This is a genomic window from Alcaligenes sp. Marseille-Q7550 (genome assembly GCF_965112015.1).
This window is the reverse complement of the sequence record NZ_CBCOPU010000001.1, coordinates 51,066-71,765: the sequence shown is the minus strand read 5'-3', so window position 1 is coordinate 71,765 and position 20,700 is coordinate 51,066. Positions and strand designations below refer to the sequence as shown.

Below are 20,700 nucleotides of genomic sequence, written 5' to 3'. Positions count from 1 at the left end.
TTTTCTGTCGGAAACCGCTGCCAAGAAAGCGCTGCTGCACGCACAGAAGGAACGGATGGTGCGGCTGATCGAGTACTCATGCTGCTAAAAGGCTATACGGAAGAACGGACGACATGAGCATTACCGAACAGCAACTCGAAGACGCCGCTATCGGCTGGTTTGGCGAACTGAGCTGGCAATACGTCAATGGTCCGGACATTGCGCCCGATGGCGACCAGCCTGCCCGCACCGACTACCGCCAGGTGGTGCTGCGCGAACGCCCGCTCCCCGCGCTGTCCCGCATCAACCCGCACATCCCCGCCGCAGCGCTGGAGCAGGCGGCACACGAGCTTTTGACGGTCAGTGAGCCGCTGCTGATTGCACGCAACCGCCATGTGCATCGGCTGCTGCTGGCTGGTATTCCGGTCGAGTTTTCCATAGGCGATGAAAAGCGCAGCGATCTGGTCAACCTGATCGACTTCGCAGAGCCACGCAACAACGACTTCCTGCTGGTCAGCCAATTCACTGTGACTGGCACCAAGCAGCCGCGCCGTCCCGATCTGGTGGCTTTCGTCAACGGCCTGCCGCTGGCAGTGATCGAGCTGAAGAACCCGGCCAACGAGCAGACCGACATCTGGGACGCCTTCAACCAGATCCAGACCTACAAGGATGAGATAAGCGACCTGTTCAACACTAACGTGGCGGTGGTGGTCAGCGACGGCTTCACGGCGCGGTTGGGATCGTTGACAGCCAATCAAGAGCGCATGCAGCCCTGGCGGGCGATTGCCAATGAGGACGACCGGGCGCTGCTGGAGTTAGAGCTGGAGACGCTGGTTCGCGGTTTCTTCGAGCCTGCGCTGTTTCTCGACTACGTGCGCCACTTCGTGCTGTTCGAGCAGGATGCCGACCAGATCATCAAGAAGATCGCGGGCTACCACCAGTTCCATGCAGTGCGCGAAGCGGTGAATGCCACGGTGATTGCCGCCAGCAACCCGAGCAAGGGCTTGTTGGAAGTGCAGGAGCCGCGTGCCACCTACGGCAAGGAAGTGCAGCCCGGCAGCCGCAAGGCCGGCGTGGTGTGGCATACGCAAGGCTCGGGCAAGAGCATTACCATGGCCTGCTACGCGGGCAAGCTGTTGCAGCAGCCGGAGATGAAGAACCCCACGCTGGTGGTGGTGACCGACCGCAACGATCTGGATGGGCAGCTTTTCGGTACTTTCTGCGCCGCAGAAGACCTTCTCAGACAGACACCGGTGCAGGCCGGCAGCCGCGAGGACCTGCGCGAGATGCTGGCCTCGCGTGAGGCGGGCGGCATCATCTTCACCACGGTACAGAAGTTTGCCTTGCTCGACGACGAGCAAAAGCACCCGCTGCTGTCGGGCCGCAGCAATATCGTGGTGATTTCCGACGAGGCGCACCGCAGCCAGTACGGCATGAAAGGGCGACTGGATACCAAGACTGGCAAGTACGTATTTGGCTACGCCAAGCACATGCGCGACGCGCTGGCCAACGCCACCTTCATCGGCTTCACCGGCACACCTATCGCGCTGGAGGACAAGGATACGCGGGCGGTGTTTGGCGATTACGTCAGCATCTACGACATCCAGGATGCGGTGGACGATGGCGCCACGGTGCCGATCTTCTATGAAAGCCGCCTGGCCAAGCTGGACGTGAACCAGGCCGAGATCGACACGCTCAATGCCCAGGTGGATGAAGTCATCGAGGACGAAGAGGACATCACCGCCCGCGAGAAAACCAAGAGCGACTGGGCTGCGCTGACCAAGCTGGTGGGCGCACAACCGCGTCTGGAACAGGTGGCGGCCGATCTGGTGCAGCACTTTGAAACGCGCACCGCCACGCTGGAAGGCAAGGCGATGATCGTGTGCATGAGCCGCGACATTTGCGCCGAACTATACAACGCCATCGTCGCCCTGCGCCCGGACTGGCACGATGCCGACCCGGAAAAGGGCGCGATCAAGGTGGTGATGACCGGCTCGGCTGCGGACAAGCCCTTGCTGCAGCCGCACCTGTACAGCCAGCAGGTGAAGAGACGCCTGGAAAAGCGCTTCAAGGACCCGGCGGACCCGTTGAAGCTGGTGATCGTGCGCGACATGTGGCTGACCGGCTTCGACGCGCCCTGCTGCCACACCATGTATGTAGACAAGCCCATGAAGGGCCACAACCTGATGCAGGCCATCGCCCGCGTCAACCGGGTGTTCCGCAACAAGCCCGGTGGCCTGGTGGTGGATTACATCGGCATTGCCAACGAACTAAAAGCGGCACTCAAGACCTACACCGAATCCAAGGGCAAGGGCGACCCGACGCACAACGCGAGCGAGGCCCTGGCCGTGCTGCTGGAAAAGCTGGACATCGTGCGCGGGCTGATACACGGCTGCGACTACAGTGGGTTCGAGACGCGGGCGATGCAGCTGCTGGTGCCGGCGGCCAACCACATTCTTGGGCTGAAGGACGGCAAGCAGCGTTTCCTTGATGCCATGCTGGCCGTGAGCAAGGCGTTTTCCCTGTGCAGCACGTTGGACGAGGCCACCGCCCTGCGCACCGAGATTGCCTTCTTCGCCGCCGTCAAGGCCGCCATCGTCAAGTTCACCACGGTCGATCGCAAGCGTTCCGACGCGGACAAGAACAGCGCGCTCAAGCGGATCCTGGACAACGCCATCGTGGCCGACGGCGTGGCAGACATCTTTGCCTTGGCCGGGCTGGACAAGCCCAATATCGGGCTGCTGTCGGAAGAATTTCTGGAAGACGTGCGCAACATGCCCAGCCGCAACCTGGCGGTGGAACTGCTGGAAAAGCTGCTGCGCGACGAGATCAAGGCGCGGGCGCGTAACAACGTAGTGCAGGAGAAGAAGTACGGCGACCGCCTGCTGGAAACCTTGCGCAAGTACCACAACCGCGCGGTGGAGACGGCACAGGTCATCGAGGAGTTGATCCAGATGGCCAAGGACTTCCAGGCAGCGCTGGAGCGTGAAGCAGCGCTGGGGCTGAATCCGGACGAGATCGCCTTCTACGATGCGCTGGCCAACAATGAAAGCGCCGTGCGGGAGTTGGGCGACGATACCTTGAAGAAGATCGCCGTCGAGATCACCGAGAAACTGCGCAACAGTACCACGGTGGATTGGCAGGTACGTGAGAGCGTGCGGGCGAAGTTGCGGATTCTGGTGCGGCGCACTCTGAAGAAGTGGAAGTATCCACCAGTGGGTGAGGATGCCGCCATCGAACTGGTGCTGAAGCAGGCGGAATCCCTGTCGAACGCTTGGTCGAAGCGATTGGCGTAGGCGGAGGAGAAACGATTACCCAATCAGACTTGAGCCAGCGACTGGACAACCTGATCGCCACCTGGGAAAACGAGGTGGTGGAATTCAAGCAGGCCGGCAACGACTACAGTACCGACGACATCGGCAAATATTTCTCTGCGCTGGCAAACGAAGCCAACCTGCGCGGCACCGATGGCGGTTGGCTGGTGTTCGGCGTGAACAACAAAAACCGTCGCGTGGTCGGCACTGACTATCGCCCACAATCCGAGCGCCTGCACTCGCTGAAGATGCAGATTGCCGAAAATGCGGAGCCTCGCATCACCTTCCGCGAAATCCATGAACTGGCCCACGCCAATGGTCGCGTGCTGATATTTGAAATCCCTGCTGCCCCGCAAGGTATCCCGATTGCCTGGAAGGGCCACTACTATGCCCGCGCTGGTGAAAGCCTGACATCGCTAGGCTTGGACAAACTAGATGACATCCGCCGCCAAACGCTCGCTCAAGATTGGACGGCCCAGGTGGTTCCTGGCGCCACGCTGGATGATCTGGATGACGCCGCAGTACAAAAAGCGCGTGAGTCTTTTGCGCAGAAATATGCCAACCGCTTCCAGCCTGGTGAAGTAGAAGGCTGGTCGCTGGCAACCTTTCTTGACCGTGCCCGCGTCACGCAGAACGGCCAAATCACACGTGCCGCACTGCTGTTGCTCGGCAAGGCGGAATCGTCTTTTCTCCTGTCTCCCTATCCGGCGCAACTGACCTGGAAGCTGGAAGGCCAGGAGCGGGCCTACGAACACTTCGGGCCGCCATTTCTGCTGAGTACGACACGACTCTACCGACGCATTCGCAACATTCAGCTTCGGTTGCTGCCGCAAGACGAGCTGTTGCCTATCGAGGTCTCGAAATACGACCAGAAAATCGTGCTGGAGGCCCTGCACAATTGCCTTGCCCATCAGGACTACACCCGCAATGGGCGCGTGGTGGTGACAGAGTTGCCGGACAGGCTGGTGTTCGAGAATGAAGGCAGCTTCTTCGAGGGACAGCCCGACGAATACATCCAGGGCGACAAGACACCACGCCGATACCGTAATCCAGCTTTGGCCCAGGCAATGGTCGAACTAAACATGATCGACACGATGGGCTATGGCATTCACTCCATTTATACGGGGCAGGCAAGACGCTACTTCCCATTGCCGGACTACGACCTGAGTGAGCCCGGTGCCGTCAAGCTCACGATCTATGGTGGCGTCGTGGATCCGGCCTATAGTCGTCTGCTGATCCAGAACACTGATTTACCATTGGCGGATGTGCTGGCACTGGATCGTGTGCAGAAAAAGTTGCCTATTCCGGACGAAGCCGCCGCACGTTTGCGACGCAACAGGCTGATCGAAGGGCGCAAACCCAACTTCCACGTATCAGCCGCCGTAGCCGAGGCAACTGCAAACAAGGCCGATTACATCCGCACCCGGGCGCAAGATGACGAGTTCTACGCCAAACTGCTGACCGACTATCTAGAGAAGTTTGGTCAAGCGAACCGTGCCGAGATCAACAAGTTGCTCATGGTCAAATTGAGCGATGCCCTGGATGACAAGCAGAAGTACAACAAGATCAGCAGCCTGCTGACCAGGCTGCGCCGCCATGGGGTGATCGTGAACACCGGCTCAGACACGGCTCCTTGCTGGCGGCTGACAGAGAGAGTTGCAGAGAGAAATTAGAGAACCATAAAGAGAATCCGATTAAATCCATGAAAAATCAATAGGTTATACGATTACTCGGCGCTCGGAAGTCCGGATCTTTGCAGAGAGGTATGAGAGGCCTGGGGATGTTGGAGGCCAATCTCAAGTACCCAGATAGATCGACGTCACTTTCAGTCTTTCATGCCCGAGTTCTCGGCTGATCTGCTGTCGGGCGTGCTGGTCAATCGTTCGTTGGCTTGCGCTGAACAGGGCTTTAGTTGGCCCACCCGCCGCCGGAGCTTTCCAGCCTGTGAGTGCCTCATACCGCATCTGCGCATACCGATGCCGCAGCCCGTGCATGTTGCTCAGACCTGCTGCCTTGCACTGGCCGTCATAGACGTGCCGTTGCTGGATGTAGATCTTGTGCGCCGGGATAAGCGAGCCCAAGCCAGTCAGCTGCTGTGCTTCGTCCAGTACTACACGCTGCTCCGGCGTAGTGATCGGTACTGTCCGGTCACGTCCGCCCTTGGCCCATGAGCCTTTGATGGCGATGTGGTCGCCGCGGTCGGCATAGCGGGGTTGGAGCTTAATGGACTCCTCCCGCCGCAGGCCAAAGGCCGCTTGCAGACGTAGGCTCATACGGACGTGTGGATCGGTGATTTTGTTCAGCCCATCGCCCAGTTCCTTGGCCTTGCTCTCGTTAGTCACATAGCGGCGCTCAGGGATGCCCAGCTTGGTGTTGTCCGCAGGCAGGATGCCTGCCTTGCCGACCTTCTCGGCCCACCAGCGCAGGTGTGCTATGCGGTTCTTGATCGTGCCAGCCGACAGGCCTTCGGCTTGCCAGCGCTGCAACAAGGCTTCGACGTGCTTGCCCTTGAGTGAGGTTGCCCGCATCTGGCGGAAGCCCGCCTCGCGCAGTTGGCGGGCGACCAGGCTCAGTGATCGCTGCCGGTCGGCCTGGGTGGCGTGGCTGCCGTCGCGGTTGCGCAGGCAAAGCTGGCGCAGGGTATGGGTCAGGTCGTCCATCGCGGTGTTGTTCCATCGGTTGTCAGGACTGAGAACCAAACGGTCAGTGTTTTTGCCAACTCGCCAAGGCGAGATCCCCGAAGGGCAAGGGCCAGGTGCTCAGTTCACCTGTGGCCTCGAATGAGGCGTCCGCCTTGCTTCCTGTGGGAAGGCCGGGCGGAGGAATGGCAAGGGACGACAACGCGGTGTGCTGGGATGAGTACCTCCTGTGGTGCGGTGGTGGAAAAGGTTTCGGCAGGCCGCGCGAGGACGGGCGACCAGCAACGAGTGCCTGGAACGATGGACGTGTGTTGCGACGATGGCGAGACGAACCACGCCGAGGATGAGGATGGCTCTGCCCATGGGTAGGGCGGCACACCAAGCGAGCCTGGGTGTGTCTGGGATGGTTCCGCCCGGTGAACCGGGTCGGCGCTTGCAAGAACCTGCGCCAGGGTTCCGGTGTTCATACCCACCGGCAGGTCGTTGCTGGGTCAGTGTGCCGGGGCATCGTCATGTGCGCAGCCATCAATGCGATGCTGCGCCAACCCGCATTCCTGCTGCAGTTCGCCGGGCCGTCACTGCGGCGGGCAGTGACGGCCCCATCTGTCTCACGCCGAACCCAGTGGCCCTAGCCTTGCAGCAGCAGGCGTGTTTCCCGGGGCTGTTGGCAGCATTCCACTGTCAGCCATGCACCCGATGATCTGCCCGATGGGCAGCGATGGCGTCTTCAACATGCGCCGGATCTGATCCAGATGCCGTTGCGCCACCTCGCGCGACGCAGGCTTTGCGGTTTGGCTGCTGGACGATGGCGAAGGAGCAGGCGGCGAGCCATGCTGGCTGTTGCTGATGGCCTGCACGGGTGTCTGCTGTAGGGTGGATTTGCGCGCTGCCCAGAGCTTGAACACGCCTTCCACGGCCCTCTTGATCAACCCGTAGAGGTAGGCGATGACGTTGTGCACGCCACCTGATTCGCAGCGCAAATCCCACTCGGCCAACACCTCCAGGCGCTGTTCCGGGGGCAAACCCCTGAGACGCGCGGTGAGGATCTGCTGCTGATCCTGCGGGAGCTGCCGGAAGCGGATGGGCACATCCGACCGCGATGCCTGCACTTCGGTTGGTAACCGGTACATATGTACTTCTTTAAATACTTCTTTTTGTACAGTACGTACTGCTGTCGCAGATGCCGGAACGGGTTTCGGAATGCCGCCGCTGGCTTCGGGGACGAGGTCATCCCGCGCAGTTGAGCCACTAGGACTGCCCGGGTCATGGTCGTCGTCATGCTGCTGCAGGCTCCTGATCCGAGCCTGCATCGTTGTGGGCAGCTTTTCCAACCGATCCGGATGGAGCATGGCCTCATCGAGAATGGACTGCGCCAATTGGCGAATCGTCGCGCTGGCATGGCCGAGTGCCCGTTCCAGCAGGGGCAGGTAGTCTTCGTCCTCCAGGCACGCGTCGTGGAACGCGAGGGGCTGGTTCCGTACCACGTAGCGGCTGGCCATCGAGAAGCCGGTCATCGGATTGCGGCGGTACTCGACCAGCGCAATCCACGTGGACAGCCGCAGGCACAGCACGGCCCTGAACACGGTTTCAAGGGCCGCCCGCTTGCTGCCCGGTGCGCTGGGCAGGTATTTGCGTAGCGCGTCGTAGCTGAGGACCACGGTGCCATCGCTGCTGGCCAGCGCACGGAAAGTCAGCCAAGCGTTGCGCTCCAGCGGCGTCAGCCGCTCGTCGAGCAACAGGGCTTTCGGGGTGATGATGTCTGAGGTTGGGTGTGACATGGCGAGGCTCCTATCGGTATTGGCCAACTGGCCAAAGGAGCTGTCATCTCACTCCGGCATCACCGCTGCCGCAGCCAACAATCCGAACTGCGCTCCTCCCGTTTTTTCGGGCTGAAGCAGGACACAACATCCTTGGTCTTCCGAATCAGGAGGTGGGAAAATGAGCCTGTTGCAGCGCATTGGACGTTGGCGGACGTTGATGGCCGGGTTCACTGCCTCTGATCAGGCTGTCCGCTGACACATCGCATGGTTAACGGGAGAGCGGGCAGCGTCCAAGGAAGGCCATTTGCAGCTACCAAGGGACACACTTGGTACTTGGGTCCAAGAATAGGTCCAAGCACGTTGCGGGACCGCCATGATTGACTTGAAAATCAACGACATGCGGCAGAAGTGCCGCTTCTGCATCGGGAAGTGACCCCTGCGCCAGGCTGGCCGGTCGCTGCCCGCCAGTCAGTGAACGACTGCGCCCGGAAGGCGGCCGCCTCCGTATTAACCCGCAAAATAGTCATGGATTGTTCAGCATAGTCGAACAGCTCGCCCGGCCGGCGCTATGCTGAGGGCTCCATCATCTCCCGCGGGAGGACGTCATGCTGAAACTGCGCGAATGGCTCATGCTGGCGGCCTTGTCGGGCGCCATGGCGTCGTCCTTGGCCCAGGAGGCGGAGCCCGCCGGCCTGCAGGCGGAACGGCGCTCGATTTCCTCCCTGTCAGTGGCGCAATGCCTGGACGCGGTACGCCGCACGGCCGCCGACGAAGGCTACCTGCAGCACACGGAGCTGAACGAGCCTGATCAACTGGGCATCTACATCGGCGGGGCGCCCATCGGCGGCGGTTCTCTGGTGGTCTACTGCATAGGGCTGGATCAGGCCACGGCCTACATCATCCAGGCCCGAAGCGCCAATTCGGCCATTCTGGCCGCGCCCCGGCAACTCAGCGACAAGATCGCCCAGGCCCTGACGGTGACGGCGTTGCGCTAGACAACGCGAACCACCGGTCCGCCTGTTCCACCACCCAGGCGGCCGCCTGCCTGCGCGCAAGACGCAAGTCGCTCAAGCCGCCCGCGCTGTTCCAGCCAGCGCCGTCAAGCCGCGGTTCAAAACTCCATTCAGAACAATCAGCGTCCTCGCTGGCTTCAGCCACAATATCTGCCTCTGCTTATGCATTTAAGCCTAGGCATGCCTGACTGCACACACAATAAACTGCGTCGTCCCCAGCCCTCATGGTGAAAGTCGTAGTCACTTGCATCAAAAGATACTTTTTATTTTCGTTTATTTGCAACTTACTACGAGCTGCTGTTACCAACGCTTGACCTACCGCCATCTTACTGGATGTTGTAACAGGGAGCTCGTCTCATGGACTTCAAGATCAAAGCCATATTCAGCATTGCCTTGCTTGCCCTGGCCTCGGCCAATACGCATGCCTATCAAAGCGAAACCATCTACAACAAAAAGGGCGAGGCGGTCTTCGAGTTTCGCATCTACAACCCCGGCGACGGCGTCTACGACATCAGCAACATAGGCAGCCGTGAATCCACCTTCGCCATCGATGAAAACGGCCGCCGCAAAATCCGCGCGGCGCTCGAGCGCTGGGCGGAAATGCTGACGCTGAAGCCAGGCTACCGGCCGGCCATCATCAATCTGGGCACGTATGACGACGCCAACGCCGGTGTCTACAGCATTGATACCTCAGACAAGAGCGATCCGAACTTCCTGGCCATAACTGCTTTGCAAGCGGCCTTGTCGAATCAGCTGAAAGAAAGCGAGTTCCACCAAGCGCAGGCCGTGATCAGCGTAGGCCCATTACCGTTCGATACCGCGCCCGGCACGCCCAGCCAGCTTCCTCTGACGGGCCAGTTTGACTACACCGCCACCATATTCAACGAACTGGGCCATGCAATGGGCATTACGAAGAGAATCTTCGATTTGTACGGCCCGGGCACTGCCACGCCTTACTTCTTCTCCTACTTGACCCGCTGGACGGCCGGCTTGCGCGACGACAATGGCAACCCGGCCAAGCCACTCCAGGCCATACTTTGCGTCCCCTGCAACAACCCCTACGATCCTAACGCCTTCGACCTGCGCAAGGACCAGGGCTACTTCACCGGACAGCACGTGCAAGAAGTGCTCGACGGCGCCATGCCAGGCGTCCCCGTCAGCATCCTGATCAACCACAATGCACCACAGGCCGGTGTAGATACGAACTACTTGAGCAACATCGAATTGCGCAACGGTTTGACAAGTCATCAGGACTACCGCAACTACACGACCTTCATGGAAGCGGAAATAGCCGTCCTGCAGGATCTGGGCCTGGACATCGACCGACGCAATTTTTTCGGCTATTCGGTCTACGGCAACGACGTCACGCTGACCAACAATAACGGGTTCTTCGCGCGCAACGCCGAGGGCACGGCCTACCTGCCCGGCCAGTACAACCAGGCCACCCAGGGCCTGGGACTGCACATCTATGGCGAGCGCAACACCATCACTCAGGCCGCCGACCTGCTCAGCGCCGGCCCCGGCGGGGTGGGCGTGCGCGTGGACGGCAGCGAAAACACATTGATCATCCCCCAGGCCACGCGCATCCACGCCCACGGCTGGTACGGCCGCGGCCTGCAGTTCAGCTACGGGCGCCACCACAATATCGTGCAGCAGGGCGAGGTGCGCGCCGATGGCCAGGACGGCGTGGGCGCGCTGTTCGACTTTGGCAACAACGTCTTGGGCAACTCGGTCGACTATCGCGGGTCCTGGCTGTGGAAAGACGAAAACCATTACTACGAGCCCCCCGAGATCCTGCAAGGCGCGCTGGTCAGCAACTATGACCTGTCCGGTCCGCTCTCGGGCCGCAAGGCGGCCATCCAGATCTCGGACAACGCCTGGGTACAGAACATCAACATCATGCAGGGCGCCGCCATCCAGGGCGACATCCTGTCCAATTTCTCAATGCGCCGGGACAACGAGCAACTCGTGACCCGGGTCAGCTTCGGCCAGAAGGCCAATGCCCAGGGGCGTGCCACCCTGCAAGCCGACCCCAACTTCCGCCTGCACTACGAGGGCAACATCCAGGGTGGCGACAACCTGGCCGTGGCCATCGCCGGCGGGGCGACCTCGCTCAATGGCCAGCACGAACTGTACGGCCTGCGCGTGGACCCCGGCGCCACGCTGAGCGGCAACAGTTCCTACACCATCAATCCCGAGGATAGCTTCATCAACAACGGCACGCTCAGTCCGGGCAACTCGTTCGGCCAGATGAGCATCAACGGCCGCTTCATCCAGGGTCCACAAGGCCGCATCCTGATCGAGGCCAATACTCGACAGCACGACCGCATCGAAGTGAACGGCATGGCTGAATTGGCCGGCGAGCTGCACGTGCAGCTGCAGCCCGACTGGTACGCGAGCGACTGGTCACTGAGCCAAGATACCGTATTCCAGGCCACCCAGACCCAAGGAACCTTCGATCGGCTGACCGCCACCCTGGCCTCGCCCACGCTGACCGTGCAAGCCGCCAATGGCCTGTGGACCGTCAAGCGTAACCCGACCGCTTATTCGCAATACGCCGCCAACCCCAACGCCGCCGCCGTAGGCCGCGGCCTGGCGCAAACCTCAAACGATGGCCAGAGCTTGGCCCCGGTCTACCAGGCACTGGACTTCTCCAACCCCAATGGCAGCGACATCAGTAATGCGCTGGACCAATTGAGCGCCGGCGCCTACGGCGCGCAACTGGCCGCCAGCCTGCGCCGCGAACAGCTCGTGTCCGAGCAACTGCGCCAGCGCCCCGGCCTGGGTAAGGACGGCTGGCAGACCTTCATTCAGCCCTTCGGCGGCAGCTACCGCTGGCAACTGGGCCGCAACGACGTGGACCACCGCAGTCAGACCTATGGCGTGCTGTTCGGCGCCGAACATCGCGCGTCGGGCAGCGACTGGAGCTTGGGTCTGCACGCCACCGCCAACGAACAGCGCCTGAACATGGACGCCCCTTTCCAGGCCAAGAGCACGCTGACCGGCCTGGGCGCGGGCGCGCATGCCCTGTACCGCGCCGACGCGCGCCAAGGCTGGAGCGGCGCGGCCCAAGTGCGCGCCGGGCTGGAGCAGGGCAAGCTGAACCGGCGCATCGACTTCGCCGGCTACCAGGCCAACCCCAAATCCGACTGGACCGGCCACACCCTGGCCGCGGGCATCCAGGCCGCGTACAACTGGCCGCTGGGCGAGGCGGGCCGCATCGGCCCGGTGCTGGCGCTGGATTACCTGCGCTACAGCCGTCCCGACTTGAGTGAAGACGGCGACGACGCCAGCCGCCTGCGCCTGGACTCCTCGCGCGCCGATGCGCTGCAGGCGTCCTTGGGCCTGGCCGCTCGCCAGAGCTGGGAACTCAAACATGGCCGCCGCCTGCAGGCCGACGTGTCCGTCGCCTGGGAGCAGGCGCTGCTGGGCCGCCACCAGACCCAGCACGCACGGTTCGATGCCTCCCCGCAGACCGGCTTCGACGGGCGCTACGCCCGGGTCGACAGCCAGGCGCTGGCGCTGCGCGCCGGGCTGACGCTGCACGCCTCCGAGCGCCTGCGCCTGGGCGTGTCGGCCGGCACTCGCCTGCTGGGCAACAGCCGGGCCGACGTCAGCGGCAATGGCTCGCTGAACTGGGCGTTCTAAAGTCCTAAAACTGGCAGCGCCGCCCTGGACGGCGCATCACCATCCCTGTCAAGCGCCGGGATACTTATTTCATCAGCAGGCTGGCCACCTGCATGCGCGCATCGCCATCAAGCTGGGCATCGTCCATGGCTTTGAGCAGCATGGCGTTGGCCTTGGTCAAGGCGCCATTCAGGCTGTTCAATTCAGCCTGCACACGCTCCAGGGCCTGGGTGCGTTCCTGCTCGTTCAAACGCTGATCGGCTTGTATGCGGCGCAATTCGATCATCTTCTTCTGGATCTGCTCGTTCAAGTCGCGGATGCGCTTGAGCAATTCCTTAATCCCATCGGGCAAGGAGCTGTTGTCGATATCCTCGTCGCGCCGGCTCTTGGCGGCCTCGCCGCCAGCAAGGGACAGGGCCTTGCCCACTGGCGAGATTTCCACGTGCAGGCCTGCTTGGCCGCGCCGCTCGCCGCCGGCTCCTTCCGACACCACGGCGGCCGGCGCCACATCCTGCAGCGGGCCGGTCCCTGTCTGCATCGACGCGCCGCGGTTCAATACCCCATTCAAGGCATCCAGAGACATTGCTGTTTCCCTTTCTAATACCAAAGCATGGTTACGTCTTCTGGACCATATTTCTTTAACCGCGTGCAAAAAAAGCTTGTTGCGCCATTTCCTCAACGCTCTCCATGAAATCAAGAAACAACTAGCGCCAAAAAGCACTTTTCGTTACCGTTAGCCAGCTCCTATCTGCCAACAGTTGTCATGCGGTACCCGTTTCAATGCGCTTCAAGACCAAATCCCTGCTCAGCACCACCCTGCTCGCCCTGGCCTGGGCCAATGCCCACGCCTACCAAAGCGAAATCATCTACAACAAAAAGGGCGAAGCGACCTTCGAGCTTCGCATCTATAACCCGGGCGACGGCATCTATGACATCCACGACCCAGCCCACCCGGCCGGGCGAGAATCCACGTTTCCACTGGACGAAAACGGCCGCCGAAAAGTACGCGCGGCGCTCGAACGCTGGGCGGAAATCCTGACCCTGAAGCCAGGCTACCGACCCGCCATCATCAATCTGGGCAGCATGGAGGCGGTCAACGCCGATGCCTACAGCCTTCTGGGCAAAGACAAGGATGATCCGAGCGGCATATCGATCACAGCTCTGCAAGCCGCCTTGTTGAACAAGCTGAAAGAGGGCAACTTCAGCCAAGCGCAGGCCGTCATCGGCGTGGGCAGGATGCCGTTCGATACCGCCCCTGTCACGCCCAGCCAGCTCCCCTTGACGGGCCAGGTCGACTACAACGCCGTCATATTCCACGAACTGGGCCATGCCCTGGGCATCTTGAGCTCAATCAGGGACAAAGGGGGCTCGGGCACCAACACGCCGTACTTCGACTCCGACCTGAACCGCTGGGAAGCAGGCCTGCGCGACGACAACGGCAACCCCGCCATGCCGGGCCAGGCCGTGCTCTGCGTCCCCTGTAAAAACCGCTATGACCCCGAGGCTTTTGACCTGCGCAAGGACCAGGGCTACTTCACCGGCGCGCACGTGCAGAACGCGCTCGACGGCGCCATGCCCGGCATTCCGGTCAGCATGCTGCGCAATCATGATTACCCGCAAGCCGGCGTGGACACGAACTATCTGAGCCATATCGAACTGCGCAACAGTTTGATGAGCCACCAGCCCTATCGGAACTACACGGGCTTCATGGAAGCGGAGATCGCCGCCCTGCAGGACATGGGCCTGGCGATCGACCGGCGCAACTTTTTCGGCTATTCGGTCTACGGCAACGACGTCACGCTGACCAATACACGCGGTTTCTTTGCCCGCAATGCAAACGGCACCGCTTACCTGCCCGGCCAGTACAACCAGGCCACCCAGGGCCTGGGCCTGCACATCTACGGCGAGCGCAACACCATCACTCAGGCCGCCGACCTGCTCAGCGCCGGCCCCGGCGGGGTGAGCGTACGCGTGGACGGCAGCGACAACACCCTGATCATCCCCCAGGCCACGCGCATCCACGCCCAGGGCTGGTACGGCCGCGGCCTGCAGTTCAGCTACGGGCGCCACCACACCATCGTGCAGCAGGGCGAGGTGCGCGCCGAGGGACAGGACGGCGTGGGCGCCCTGTTCGACTTCGGGCATAATGCATCGGGCGACGAAGCCGACTATCGTGGTTCGTGGCTATGGAAGATCAACGGCCAGTACCAGACCCCGCCCGAAATCCTGCAAGGCGCGCTGGTCAGCAACTATGACCTGTCCGGTCCGCTCTCGGGCCGCAAGGCGGCCATCCAGATCTCGGACAACGCCTGGGTGCGGAACATCCACGTCATGCAAGGCGCCAGTCTCCAGGGCGACATCCTGTCCAATTACTCCTCGCGCGATGAAGACGGCGAACTGCGCCTGACGCGCCTGAGCTTCGGCCAGAAAGCCGATGCGCAAGGGCGGGCCACCTTGCAGGCCGACCCCGACTTCCACCTGTACTACGAGGGCAACATCCAGGGCGGCGACAACCTGGCCGTGGTCATCGCCGGCGGAACAACCTCGCTCAATGGCCGGCACGTGCTGTATGGTCTGCGCGTGGACCCCGGCGCCACGCTGGGCGGCAACAGTTCCTACGCCATCAATCCCGAAGACAGGTTCGCCAATTACGGCACGCTCAGCCCCGGTAACTCCACCGGCCAGATGTCCAAGCCGGACGACTCATTTGGTCAGATGACCATCACGGGCCACTTCATTCAGGGTCCCCAAGGCCGCATTGTGATCGACGCCAACACTCACCAGAAGGACCACATCGAAATCCGTGGCTTGGCCGAGTTGGCCGGCGAACTGAAGATACAACTGCAGCCCGACTGGTATACGGACGGCTGGACCCTGAGCCAGGACCAGGTATTCCAGGCAACTCAAACCCAAGGCGACTTCGATCGGCTGACCGCCACCCTGGTCTCGCCCACGCTGGCCGTGCAGACCGCCGCCGATGGTCGCTGGAGCGTCAAGCGCAGTCCCACCGCTTACACACAGTACGCCGCCACCACCAATGCGTTTGCTGTGGGCCGCAGCCTGGAACAGGCCTCCACCGAGGCCCAGCGCCCGCTGGCTTCCGCCTACCAGGCGCTGGACTTCTCCCGCTCTGACGGCAGCGATATAGCCAATGCCCTGGACCAACTGAGCGCCGGCGCCTACGGCGCGCAACTGGCCGCCAGCCTGCGCCGCGAACAGCTCGTGTCCGAACAACTGCGCCAGCGCCCCGGCCTGGGCAAGGACGGCTGGCAGACCTTCATCCAGCCCTTTGGCGGCAGCTACCGCTGGCAACTGGGCCGCAACGACGTGGACCACCGCAGTCAGACCTATGGCGTGCTGTTCGGCGCCGAGCACCGCGCGTCGGGCAGCGACTGGAGCTTGGGTCTGCACGCCACCGCCAACGAACAGCGCCTGAACATGGACGCCCCTTTCCAGGCCAAGAGCACGCTGACCGGCCTGGGCGCGGGCGTGCATGCCCTGTACCGCGCCGACGCGCGCCAAGGCTGGAGCGGCGCGGCCCAAGTGCGCGCCGGGCTGGAGCAGGGCAAGCTGAACCGGCGCATCGACTTCGCGAGCTACCAGGCCAGCCCTTCGGCCGACTGGACCGGGCATACCCTGGCTGCGGGCATCCAGGCCGCGTACAACTGGCCGCTGGGCGAGGCGGGCCGCATCGGCCCGATGCTGGCGCTGGACTACCTGCGCTACAGCCGTCCCGGCTTGAGCGAAGAGGGGGACGCCGCCAGTCGCCTGCGCCTGGATTCCTCGCGCGCCGATGCGCTGCAGGCGTCCTTGGGCCTGGCCGCGCGCCAGGACTGGGAACTGAAGCAGGGCCGCCGCCTGCAGGCCGACGTGTCCGTCGCCTGGGAGCAGGCGCTGCTGGGCCGCCACCAGACCCAGCACGCGCGGTTCGATGCCTCCCCGCAGACGGGCTTCGACGGACGCTACGCCCGGGTCGACAGCCAGGCGCTGGCGCTGCGCGCCGGGCTGACGCTGCACGCCTCCGAGCGCCTGCGCCTGGGCGTGTCGGCGGCACTCGCCTGCTGGGCAACAGCCGGGCCGACGTCAGCGGCAATGCATCGCTGAACTGGGCGTTCTAGGGCCCCAAAAGCAAGAGGCCGACGTTCAGTCGGCCTCGGGCGGCGATGCAGGAGCGGGCTGGACCCGTCTCATGCCCGCCCACCGGTCCACTTCGACATGCTGGCCGGGTATCAACACCCTGACCTGACGACGCCACCAGGTGCCGCCCGCCACTTCGACCGAACCTTCCTCCACCTGAATACGCGCAAGCTTGTCATCCAGGTCCATGCGGAAATTCGCATCATGCGTGTGGGCCTCTACAAAACCAGTGTATACATCAAAACTTTGCTGCGCCTGGTCGGACACTTGAAAAAAGCGCCCCCGCGTATCAATTCCACATTTCGTGAATGGGCAGACAGACGAATCCGGATTTCCGAATCCGGGTCAAGGCGAATGAGCGAGCCGTCGGGCAGGCGATGCTCCAGCACATGCGTGGTCGACTGTACATGATCGTCCTGCAGGACGGCTTCAGGCCAGAACCACGCGCTCACCGCCACGGCGGCAGCCGCAATCGCACCGGCGAGCAGGCGGCGGCGCCGGCCTGACGGGCTCGTCGCGGCACCCAGACTGGGCAGAAGACGCCGCAATTCGTTTTCTGGGGCGTCCAGGCTGGCATCGCAGAAATAGCAGATGTAGCGATAGCAGCGTTCATGCTCGGGATTGGAACGGCGCCAATCCTCGAACTCGCGCAGTTCGGCCGCCGTGGCCTCGCCGGAATTCAGGCGAGTGAACCAGTAAGCAGCCTGCGCCTGCGTCTGATCCAGAAACTCCCCTTGATGTGTGCTCATGGCAGCGGCTAGCCCCGTTCTGTTACGCCCAGTTGTCGGATGAACTTGATGCAGTGCACAAAATGGCTGCATCCGCCATTGTAATTAAATAATACAGAACGCATGGTCGCTAATTCAATATGGTTAATTCTTTTGCGCCATAAATTACGAGAAACACGACCGCTTGAAACAGCTACATTAACTAAATCCAGAATATCCAGAACAAATATTGACTTAATTTTTTACACAGAATTTAAAACAAGTTGCCAATAAACAGTGCAATTCCTACACAAAAAAATCAAACTCCCGGCTCTTCGGCCCCGGCGAGCAAGCGGCCCGTCAATAAATCATGCTTGCGCAGGGCTGCCGGCTCGTCCTGCGCCTCGGCAGCGCGCATCTGCACGACCATGGGCCAATCAGGACAAAGGCGGTAGTTCGGCGTGGATGCCTGCGTGCCGGGCGGATAGCTTATGCCTCCCAGCTCCACAGGCTGCATCAATTGCGCATGCGCCAGATATAAGACACGCTTGTGTTCATCCACGGCGAAATACGCCCATTCGAGCGCCATTCCCCACAAAGAGAGACGCAGGCCGTCTCCTTCCACACGCACGGACCAGCGGTCCGCGTCGCGCGCCCCATCGGTATAAGCCGTTCCGCCCGGCACGGCCACCACTTGTGCGCCCGCCGGCAGGTCAATGGCCAGGGGCGGCGCCTGCGCCACGTTGGTCCCCGTCGCCAGCGGGCTCCAACCCGTCAGGTCATTGCCCTGCGCCAATGTGCAGCTGGCCATGCGAAAGCCGCCTTCCAGCTCCGGATCGGCCACCAGCTCCACCACCTGCCCGGCATCGCACAGCCAGCCGTCCAGGCGTTGGTCCTGCGCCAGGCGCACCTGCCAGGGCGCATCCGCCAGATCCGGCCGCGGACGCTCGAACGACACGACAGACGCTGGACCCAACAGGACAGGCTGCGGAAACCGGGCCCAGGCAACGCTGTCCGGATCGCCCCAGCTCGCCAGCTCCAGGCGGGTGCCCGCCGGCATCTGCACGCCTGCCAAACGGGTATCGTGCGCCAGCGTATGCCGCCGGCTGGCGAGCTCGGCGGCCCTGTCCCGCTCGTACCCGTGCATCGCCCACTGGAATGCCGCGTAGCGGCCTCCCAACACCAATAAGGCCAGCAGGCCGGCCAGCCGTAGCCAGGGCTTCTGTCTGAAGCGTTCGCGCCGACGCGGCTGGCATGCCAGCAGGAACAGCCAGACCGCCAGCCAGATCAGGGCGATGGGGCCCAGCACCAGAGTCAGCAGGACAGGCAGGGAAAGAGGAGCGACGGGAATCATGGCGAAAACATGGGCAAAAAAACAGCGCTTCAGAGTAGCAGAGAAGGCAGGCGGCCCGACAGGGTCTCGCCCATCATCCGGACGGGACGCCGCGACTGTTCAGCTCCCAGGCAAAGCCTGCCTATAATGACATCTGCTGAAAAATCGGGATATGTCGTCCTGCGGCAAGCCTCCCGACAACCGCCACCGCTGATCGAGCCACCTTTGAATTTCTACCAATTGCATTGGCGCATCGCAGCCGGCACCGCCCTGGCCTTCCTGATCTTCACCGGGCTGAACCATCTGTTCTTCCATACATTCGAGCACGTGCGCGGCATAGACTGGGTCTACCTGCCTGCCGGCATACGCCTGCTGTGCACCTTGCTGTTCGGATTCACAGGCTCGGTGGGCCTGTTCCTGGGATCGTGCCTGGCCGCCTTCTTCTATTATTTCCCCGACGACCCGACGCGCGCCCTGGTCGGCAGCTCCATCTCCGCGTTCGCCCCCTACCTGGCCTATGTGCTGGCCCAGACGACGATGCGCCTGCGCCCCACGCTGAGCAACCTGACCGCCCGCAAGCTGCTGGCCTGCGCGCTGCTGTACGCCGGCTGCAATACGCTGCTGCACCTGCTCTGGTTCATCTCGACCGGGGACCCGGGCCCTCACCCCTGGCATTCCAGCGCGATCATGCTCATGGGGGACCTGTCGGGGTCGCTGATCGTGGTCTACCTGTTCAAGCACATCCTGTCGGCCACGCGCCGCTACCGTCGCCTGCGCCGGCGCGTATACCGCCACCAGCCCCCCCCGCTGGGCTGATCACACCATGATGTGGCCTTCCAGGTAGAACACGGCCTGGCCGCGCAGGGCTACGCGATCCCCCTGCAGATGGCAGTCCAGCACGCCCCCGCGCGGCGAGGCCTGGCAGGCCAGCAAGCGGGCCTTGCCCAGGCGCGGCGCCCAATAGGGCATCAGGGCGCAATGCGCCGAGCCGGTGACCGGATCTTCGTCGATGCCATGGCCAGGCGCGAAGAAGCGGCTGACGAAATCAAAACGGCCGCTGCCGCGCGCCGTCACGATGCAGGCGTCCCGGCCGATCTGCAGCAGGGCGCGCATGTCGGGCTGCAGTTCGCGCACCTGCTGCTCGGACTCCAGCACGGCCATGCACGTGAAGTCGTTGGCCCACAGCTCCAGCGGCTGCGCGCCCAGCGCCTGCGCCAAGGCCGGGTCGTCGGGCTGGCGCTGCGCGGGACGGGCGGGAAAGTCCAGGATGTAATCCGCGCCTTCGCGCCGCACGGTCAACGCGCCGCTCAAGGTGTGGAACACGACTTGATGCTCCTGGGGCCGCAGCCGCTCCAGCACCACGGCGGCGCTGGCCAGCGTGGCGTGGCCGCACAGGGGAACCTCCACCGAGGGCGTGAACCAGCGCAATTGATAGTCCGCGCCATGGGGGACCAGGAAGGCCGTCTCCGCCAGATTGTTCTCCTGGGCAATCGCCTGCAGGACCGCATCGTCCGGATAAGCCTGCATAGGCACGACCGCCGCCGGATTGCCGGCGAAAAGAGTATCGGTAAAGGCATCGACTTGATAGATCGGCAAACGCATCTCGGCTCCTGGACGCAAGGGGATTTCAAGCGATCAGTATAAAAAGAAAACCGCCCCCGAAGGGGCGGCCGGAATGCAATGAGCCGTACGGACTTATTTCAGCTCCGCTTTGAGCGTGTCCAGCGCCGCCACGGCGCAGGCTTCGTCCAGGTGGCCGCCGGGGGCTCCGCCCACGCCGATGGCGCCAATGGTGTCATTGCCCACCTTGACGGGCACGCCGCCGCCCAGCAGCAGAAAGCCCTGGATGTCGCCCAGATTGGCGGCGCCGGCGTTCTTCTGGGAACCCTCCAGCATGGCGCTGGTCAGGTTGCGGGCCGAGGCGGAGGTAAAGGCCTTGTCGATGCTGGCGCTTACGGTGTGAGGACCGGCCTGGTCGGCGCGCTGAAAGGCGCGCAGCACGCCGGCGCGATCCACCACGGCGGCCGATACGTTGTAGCCTTTGGCCGAGCATTGCTTGACGGTCTCGGCGGCCAGGCGGCCGGCCAGGTCCAGGGAGATGTTTTTCTCGGTCAGCACACCCTGGGCCTGGGCGGCGCCGGCGGCGAACAACAGAGCCATCAGCAGGGAAGAACGCAACATAGCGGGAATC

The 20,700-nt window shown here is 62.7% G+C and carries 14 protein-coding genes; 6 read left to right on the top strand and 8 right to left on the bottom strand.

Annotated elements, in window-relative coordinates; all coding sequences use genetic code 11:
• Positions 1-113: 113 nt before the first annotated feature.
• Entirely contained in the window at positions 114-3,275 is a 3,162-nt protein-coding gene (locus tag ACWPWO_RS00315) for a type I restriction endonuclease subunit R (protein ID WP_454003507.1), read from the top strand.
• The gene (locus ACWPWO_RS00310; RefSeq protein WP_454003505.1) at positions 3,254-4,966 is read left to right on the top strand and encodes an RNA-binding domain-containing protein; all 1,713 of its coding nucleotides are present in this window, start codon (positions 3,254-3,256) and stop codon (positions 4,964-4,966) included. The genes ACWPWO_RS00315 and ACWPWO_RS00310 overlap by 22 nt, the downstream gene beginning before the upstream one ends.
• A gap of 123 nt (positions 4,967-5,089) precedes the next feature.
• Here ACWPWO_RS00310 and ACWPWO_RS00305 read toward each other — a convergent pair whose 3' ends face one another.
• Together ACWPWO_RS00305 and ACWPWO_RS00300 are read right to left on the bottom strand one after the other, a co-directional pair.
• Positions 5,090-5,953: a phage integrase N-terminal domain-containing protein gene (locus ACWPWO_RS00305; protein ID WP_454003503.1), complete on the bottom strand. Its 864-nt coding sequence runs from the start codon at positions 5,951-5,953 to the stop codon at positions 5,090-5,092.
• Between the two features lie 587 nt (positions 5,954-6,540).
• Entirely contained in the window at positions 6,541-7,710 is a 1,170-nt protein-coding gene (locus ACWPWO_RS00300; RefSeq protein WP_454003501.1) for an STY4528 family pathogenicity island replication protein, read from the bottom strand.
• Between the two features lie 587 nt (positions 7,711-8,297).
• On the opposite strand from ACWPWO_RS00300, the gene ACWPWO_RS00295 reads away from it, so the two are divergent.
• Both ACWPWO_RS00295 and ACWPWO_RS00290 read left to right on the top strand, forming a co-directional pair.
• Positions 8,298-8,687 (top strand): DUF6180 family protein, encoded by a 390-nt coding sequence (locus tag ACWPWO_RS00295; RefSeq protein WP_454003499.1) that lies wholly within the window; start codon positions 8,298-8,300, stop codon positions 8,685-8,687.
• Between the two features lie 375 nt (positions 8,688-9,062).
• Positions 9,063-12,353 (top strand): autotransporter outer membrane beta-barrel domain-containing protein, encoded by a 3,291-nt coding sequence (locus ACWPWO_RS00290; protein WP_454003497.1) that lies wholly within the window; start codon positions 9,063-9,065, stop codon positions 12,351-12,353.
• A gap of 64 nt (positions 12,354-12,417) precedes the next feature.
• Here ACWPWO_RS00290 and ACWPWO_RS00285 read toward each other — a convergent pair whose 3' ends face one another.
• Positions 12,418-12,915: a hypothetical protein gene (locus ACWPWO_RS00285; RefSeq protein ID WP_454003495.1), complete on the bottom strand. Its 498-nt coding sequence runs from the start codon at positions 12,913-12,915 to the stop codon at positions 12,418-12,420.
• Positions 12,916-13,112: 197 nt separating this feature from the next.
• Here ACWPWO_RS00285 and ACWPWO_RS00280 point away from each other — a divergent pair, with 197 nt between their 5' ends.
• Positions 13,113-16,436, top strand: coding sequence for an autotransporter outer membrane beta-barrel domain-containing protein (locus ACWPWO_RS00280; RefSeq protein ID WP_454003493.1), 3,324 nt, complete (start codon positions 13,113-13,115; stop codon positions 16,434-16,436).
• Between the two features lie 39 nt (positions 16,437-16,475).
• Here the strand turns inward: ACWPWO_RS00280 and ACWPWO_RS00275 are convergent, their stop codons facing one another.
• The 3 genes from ACWPWO_RS00275 to ACWPWO_RS00265 all read right to left on the bottom strand — a co-directional run bounded on the left by ACWPWO_RS00275 (position 16,476) and on the right by ACWPWO_RS00265 (position 18,530).
• Entirely contained in the window at positions 16,476-16,658 is a 183-nt protein-coding gene (locus ACWPWO_RS00275) for a hypothetical protein (protein WP_454003491.1), read from the bottom strand.
• A 29-nt stretch (positions 16,659-16,687) separates the two neighbouring features.
• Positions 16,688-17,218, bottom strand: a complete 531-nt coding sequence (locus ACWPWO_RS00270) for a DUF4880 domain-containing protein (RefSeq protein ID WP_454003489.1) — start codon at positions 17,216-17,218, stop codon at positions 16,688-16,690.
• Between the two features lie 277 nt (positions 17,219-17,495).
• On the bottom strand, positions 17,496-18,530 hold the full coding sequence (locus ACWPWO_RS00265; protein WP_454003487.1) for a hypothetical protein: 1,035 nt from the start codon (positions 18,528-18,530) through the stop codon (positions 17,496-17,498).
• A gap of 204 nt (positions 18,531-18,734) precedes the next feature.
• On the opposite strand from ACWPWO_RS00265, the gene ACWPWO_RS00260 reads away from it, so the two are divergent.
• Positions 18,735-19,325 carry an MASE1 domain-containing protein gene (locus tag ACWPWO_RS00260; protein ID WP_454003485.1) on the top strand — a complete coding sequence of 197 codons (591 nt, stop codon included), beginning with the start codon at positions 18,735-18,737 and terminating at the stop codon, positions 19,323-19,325.
• On the opposite strand, the gene ACWPWO_RS00255 is transcribed toward ACWPWO_RS00260, so the two are convergent.
• On the bottom strand, positions 19,326-20,111 hold the full coding sequence (locus ACWPWO_RS00255) for a PhzF family phenazine biosynthesis protein (protein WP_454003483.1): 786 nt from the start codon (positions 20,109-20,111) through the stop codon (positions 19,326-19,328).
• A gap of 93 nt (positions 20,112-20,204) precedes the next feature.
• Positions 20,205-20,690: a GlcG/HbpS family heme-binding protein gene (locus ACWPWO_RS00250; protein ID WP_454003480.1), complete on the bottom strand. Its 486-nt coding sequence runs from the start codon at positions 20,688-20,690 to the stop codon at positions 20,205-20,207.
• Positions 20,691-20,700: the final 10 nt, after the last annotated feature.

Excerpts from the sequence above, each read along its gene's own strand:
- ACWPWO_RS00315 (WP_454003507.1), top strand. The coding sequence starts at position 114 with ATGAGCATTACCGAACAGCAACTCGAAGACGCCGCTATCGGCTGGTTT.
- ACWPWO_RS00305 (WP_454003503.1), bottom strand. The coding sequence starts at position 5,953 with ATGGACGACCTGACCCATACCCTGCGCCAGCTTTGCCTGCGCAACCGC.
- ACWPWO_RS00300 (WP_454003501.1), bottom strand. The coding sequence starts at position 7,710 with ATGTCACACCCAACCTCAGACATCATCACCCCGAAAGCCCTGTTGCTC.
- ACWPWO_RS00295 (WP_454003499.1), top strand. The coding sequence starts at position 8,298 with ATGCTGAAACTGCGCGAATGGCTCATGCTGGCGGCCTTGTCGGGCGCC.
- ACWPWO_RS00290 (WP_454003497.1), top strand. The coding sequence starts at position 9,063 with ATGGACTTCAAGATCAAAGCCATATTCAGCATTGCCTTGCTTGCCCTG.
- ACWPWO_RS00285 (WP_454003495.1), bottom strand. The coding sequence starts at position 12,915 with ATGTCTCTGGATGCCTTGAATGGGGTATTGAACCGCGGCGCGTCGATG.
- ACWPWO_RS00280 (WP_454003493.1), top strand. The coding sequence starts at position 13,113 with ATGCGCTTCAAGACCAAATCCCTGCTCAGCACCACCCTGCTCGCCCTG.
- ACWPWO_RS00275 (WP_454003491.1), bottom strand. The coding sequence starts at position 16,658 with ATGGACCTGGATGACAAGCTTGCGCGTATTCAGGTGGAGGAAGGTTCG.
- ACWPWO_RS00270 (WP_454003489.1), bottom strand. The coding sequence starts at position 17,218 with ATGAGCACACATCAAGGGGAGTTTCTGGATCAGACGCAGGCGCAGGCT.
- ACWPWO_RS00265 (WP_454003487.1), bottom strand. The coding sequence starts at position 18,530 with ATGATTCCCGTCGCTCCTCTTTCCCTGCCTGTCCTGCTGACTCTGGTG.
- ACWPWO_RS00255 (WP_454003483.1), bottom strand. The coding sequence starts at position 20,111 with ATGCGTTTGCCGATCTATCAAGTCGATGCCTTTACCGATACTCTTTTC.
- ACWPWO_RS00250 (WP_454003480.1), bottom strand. The coding sequence starts at position 20,690 with ATGTTGCGTTCTTCCCTGCTGATGGCTCTGTTGTTCGCCGCCGGCGCC.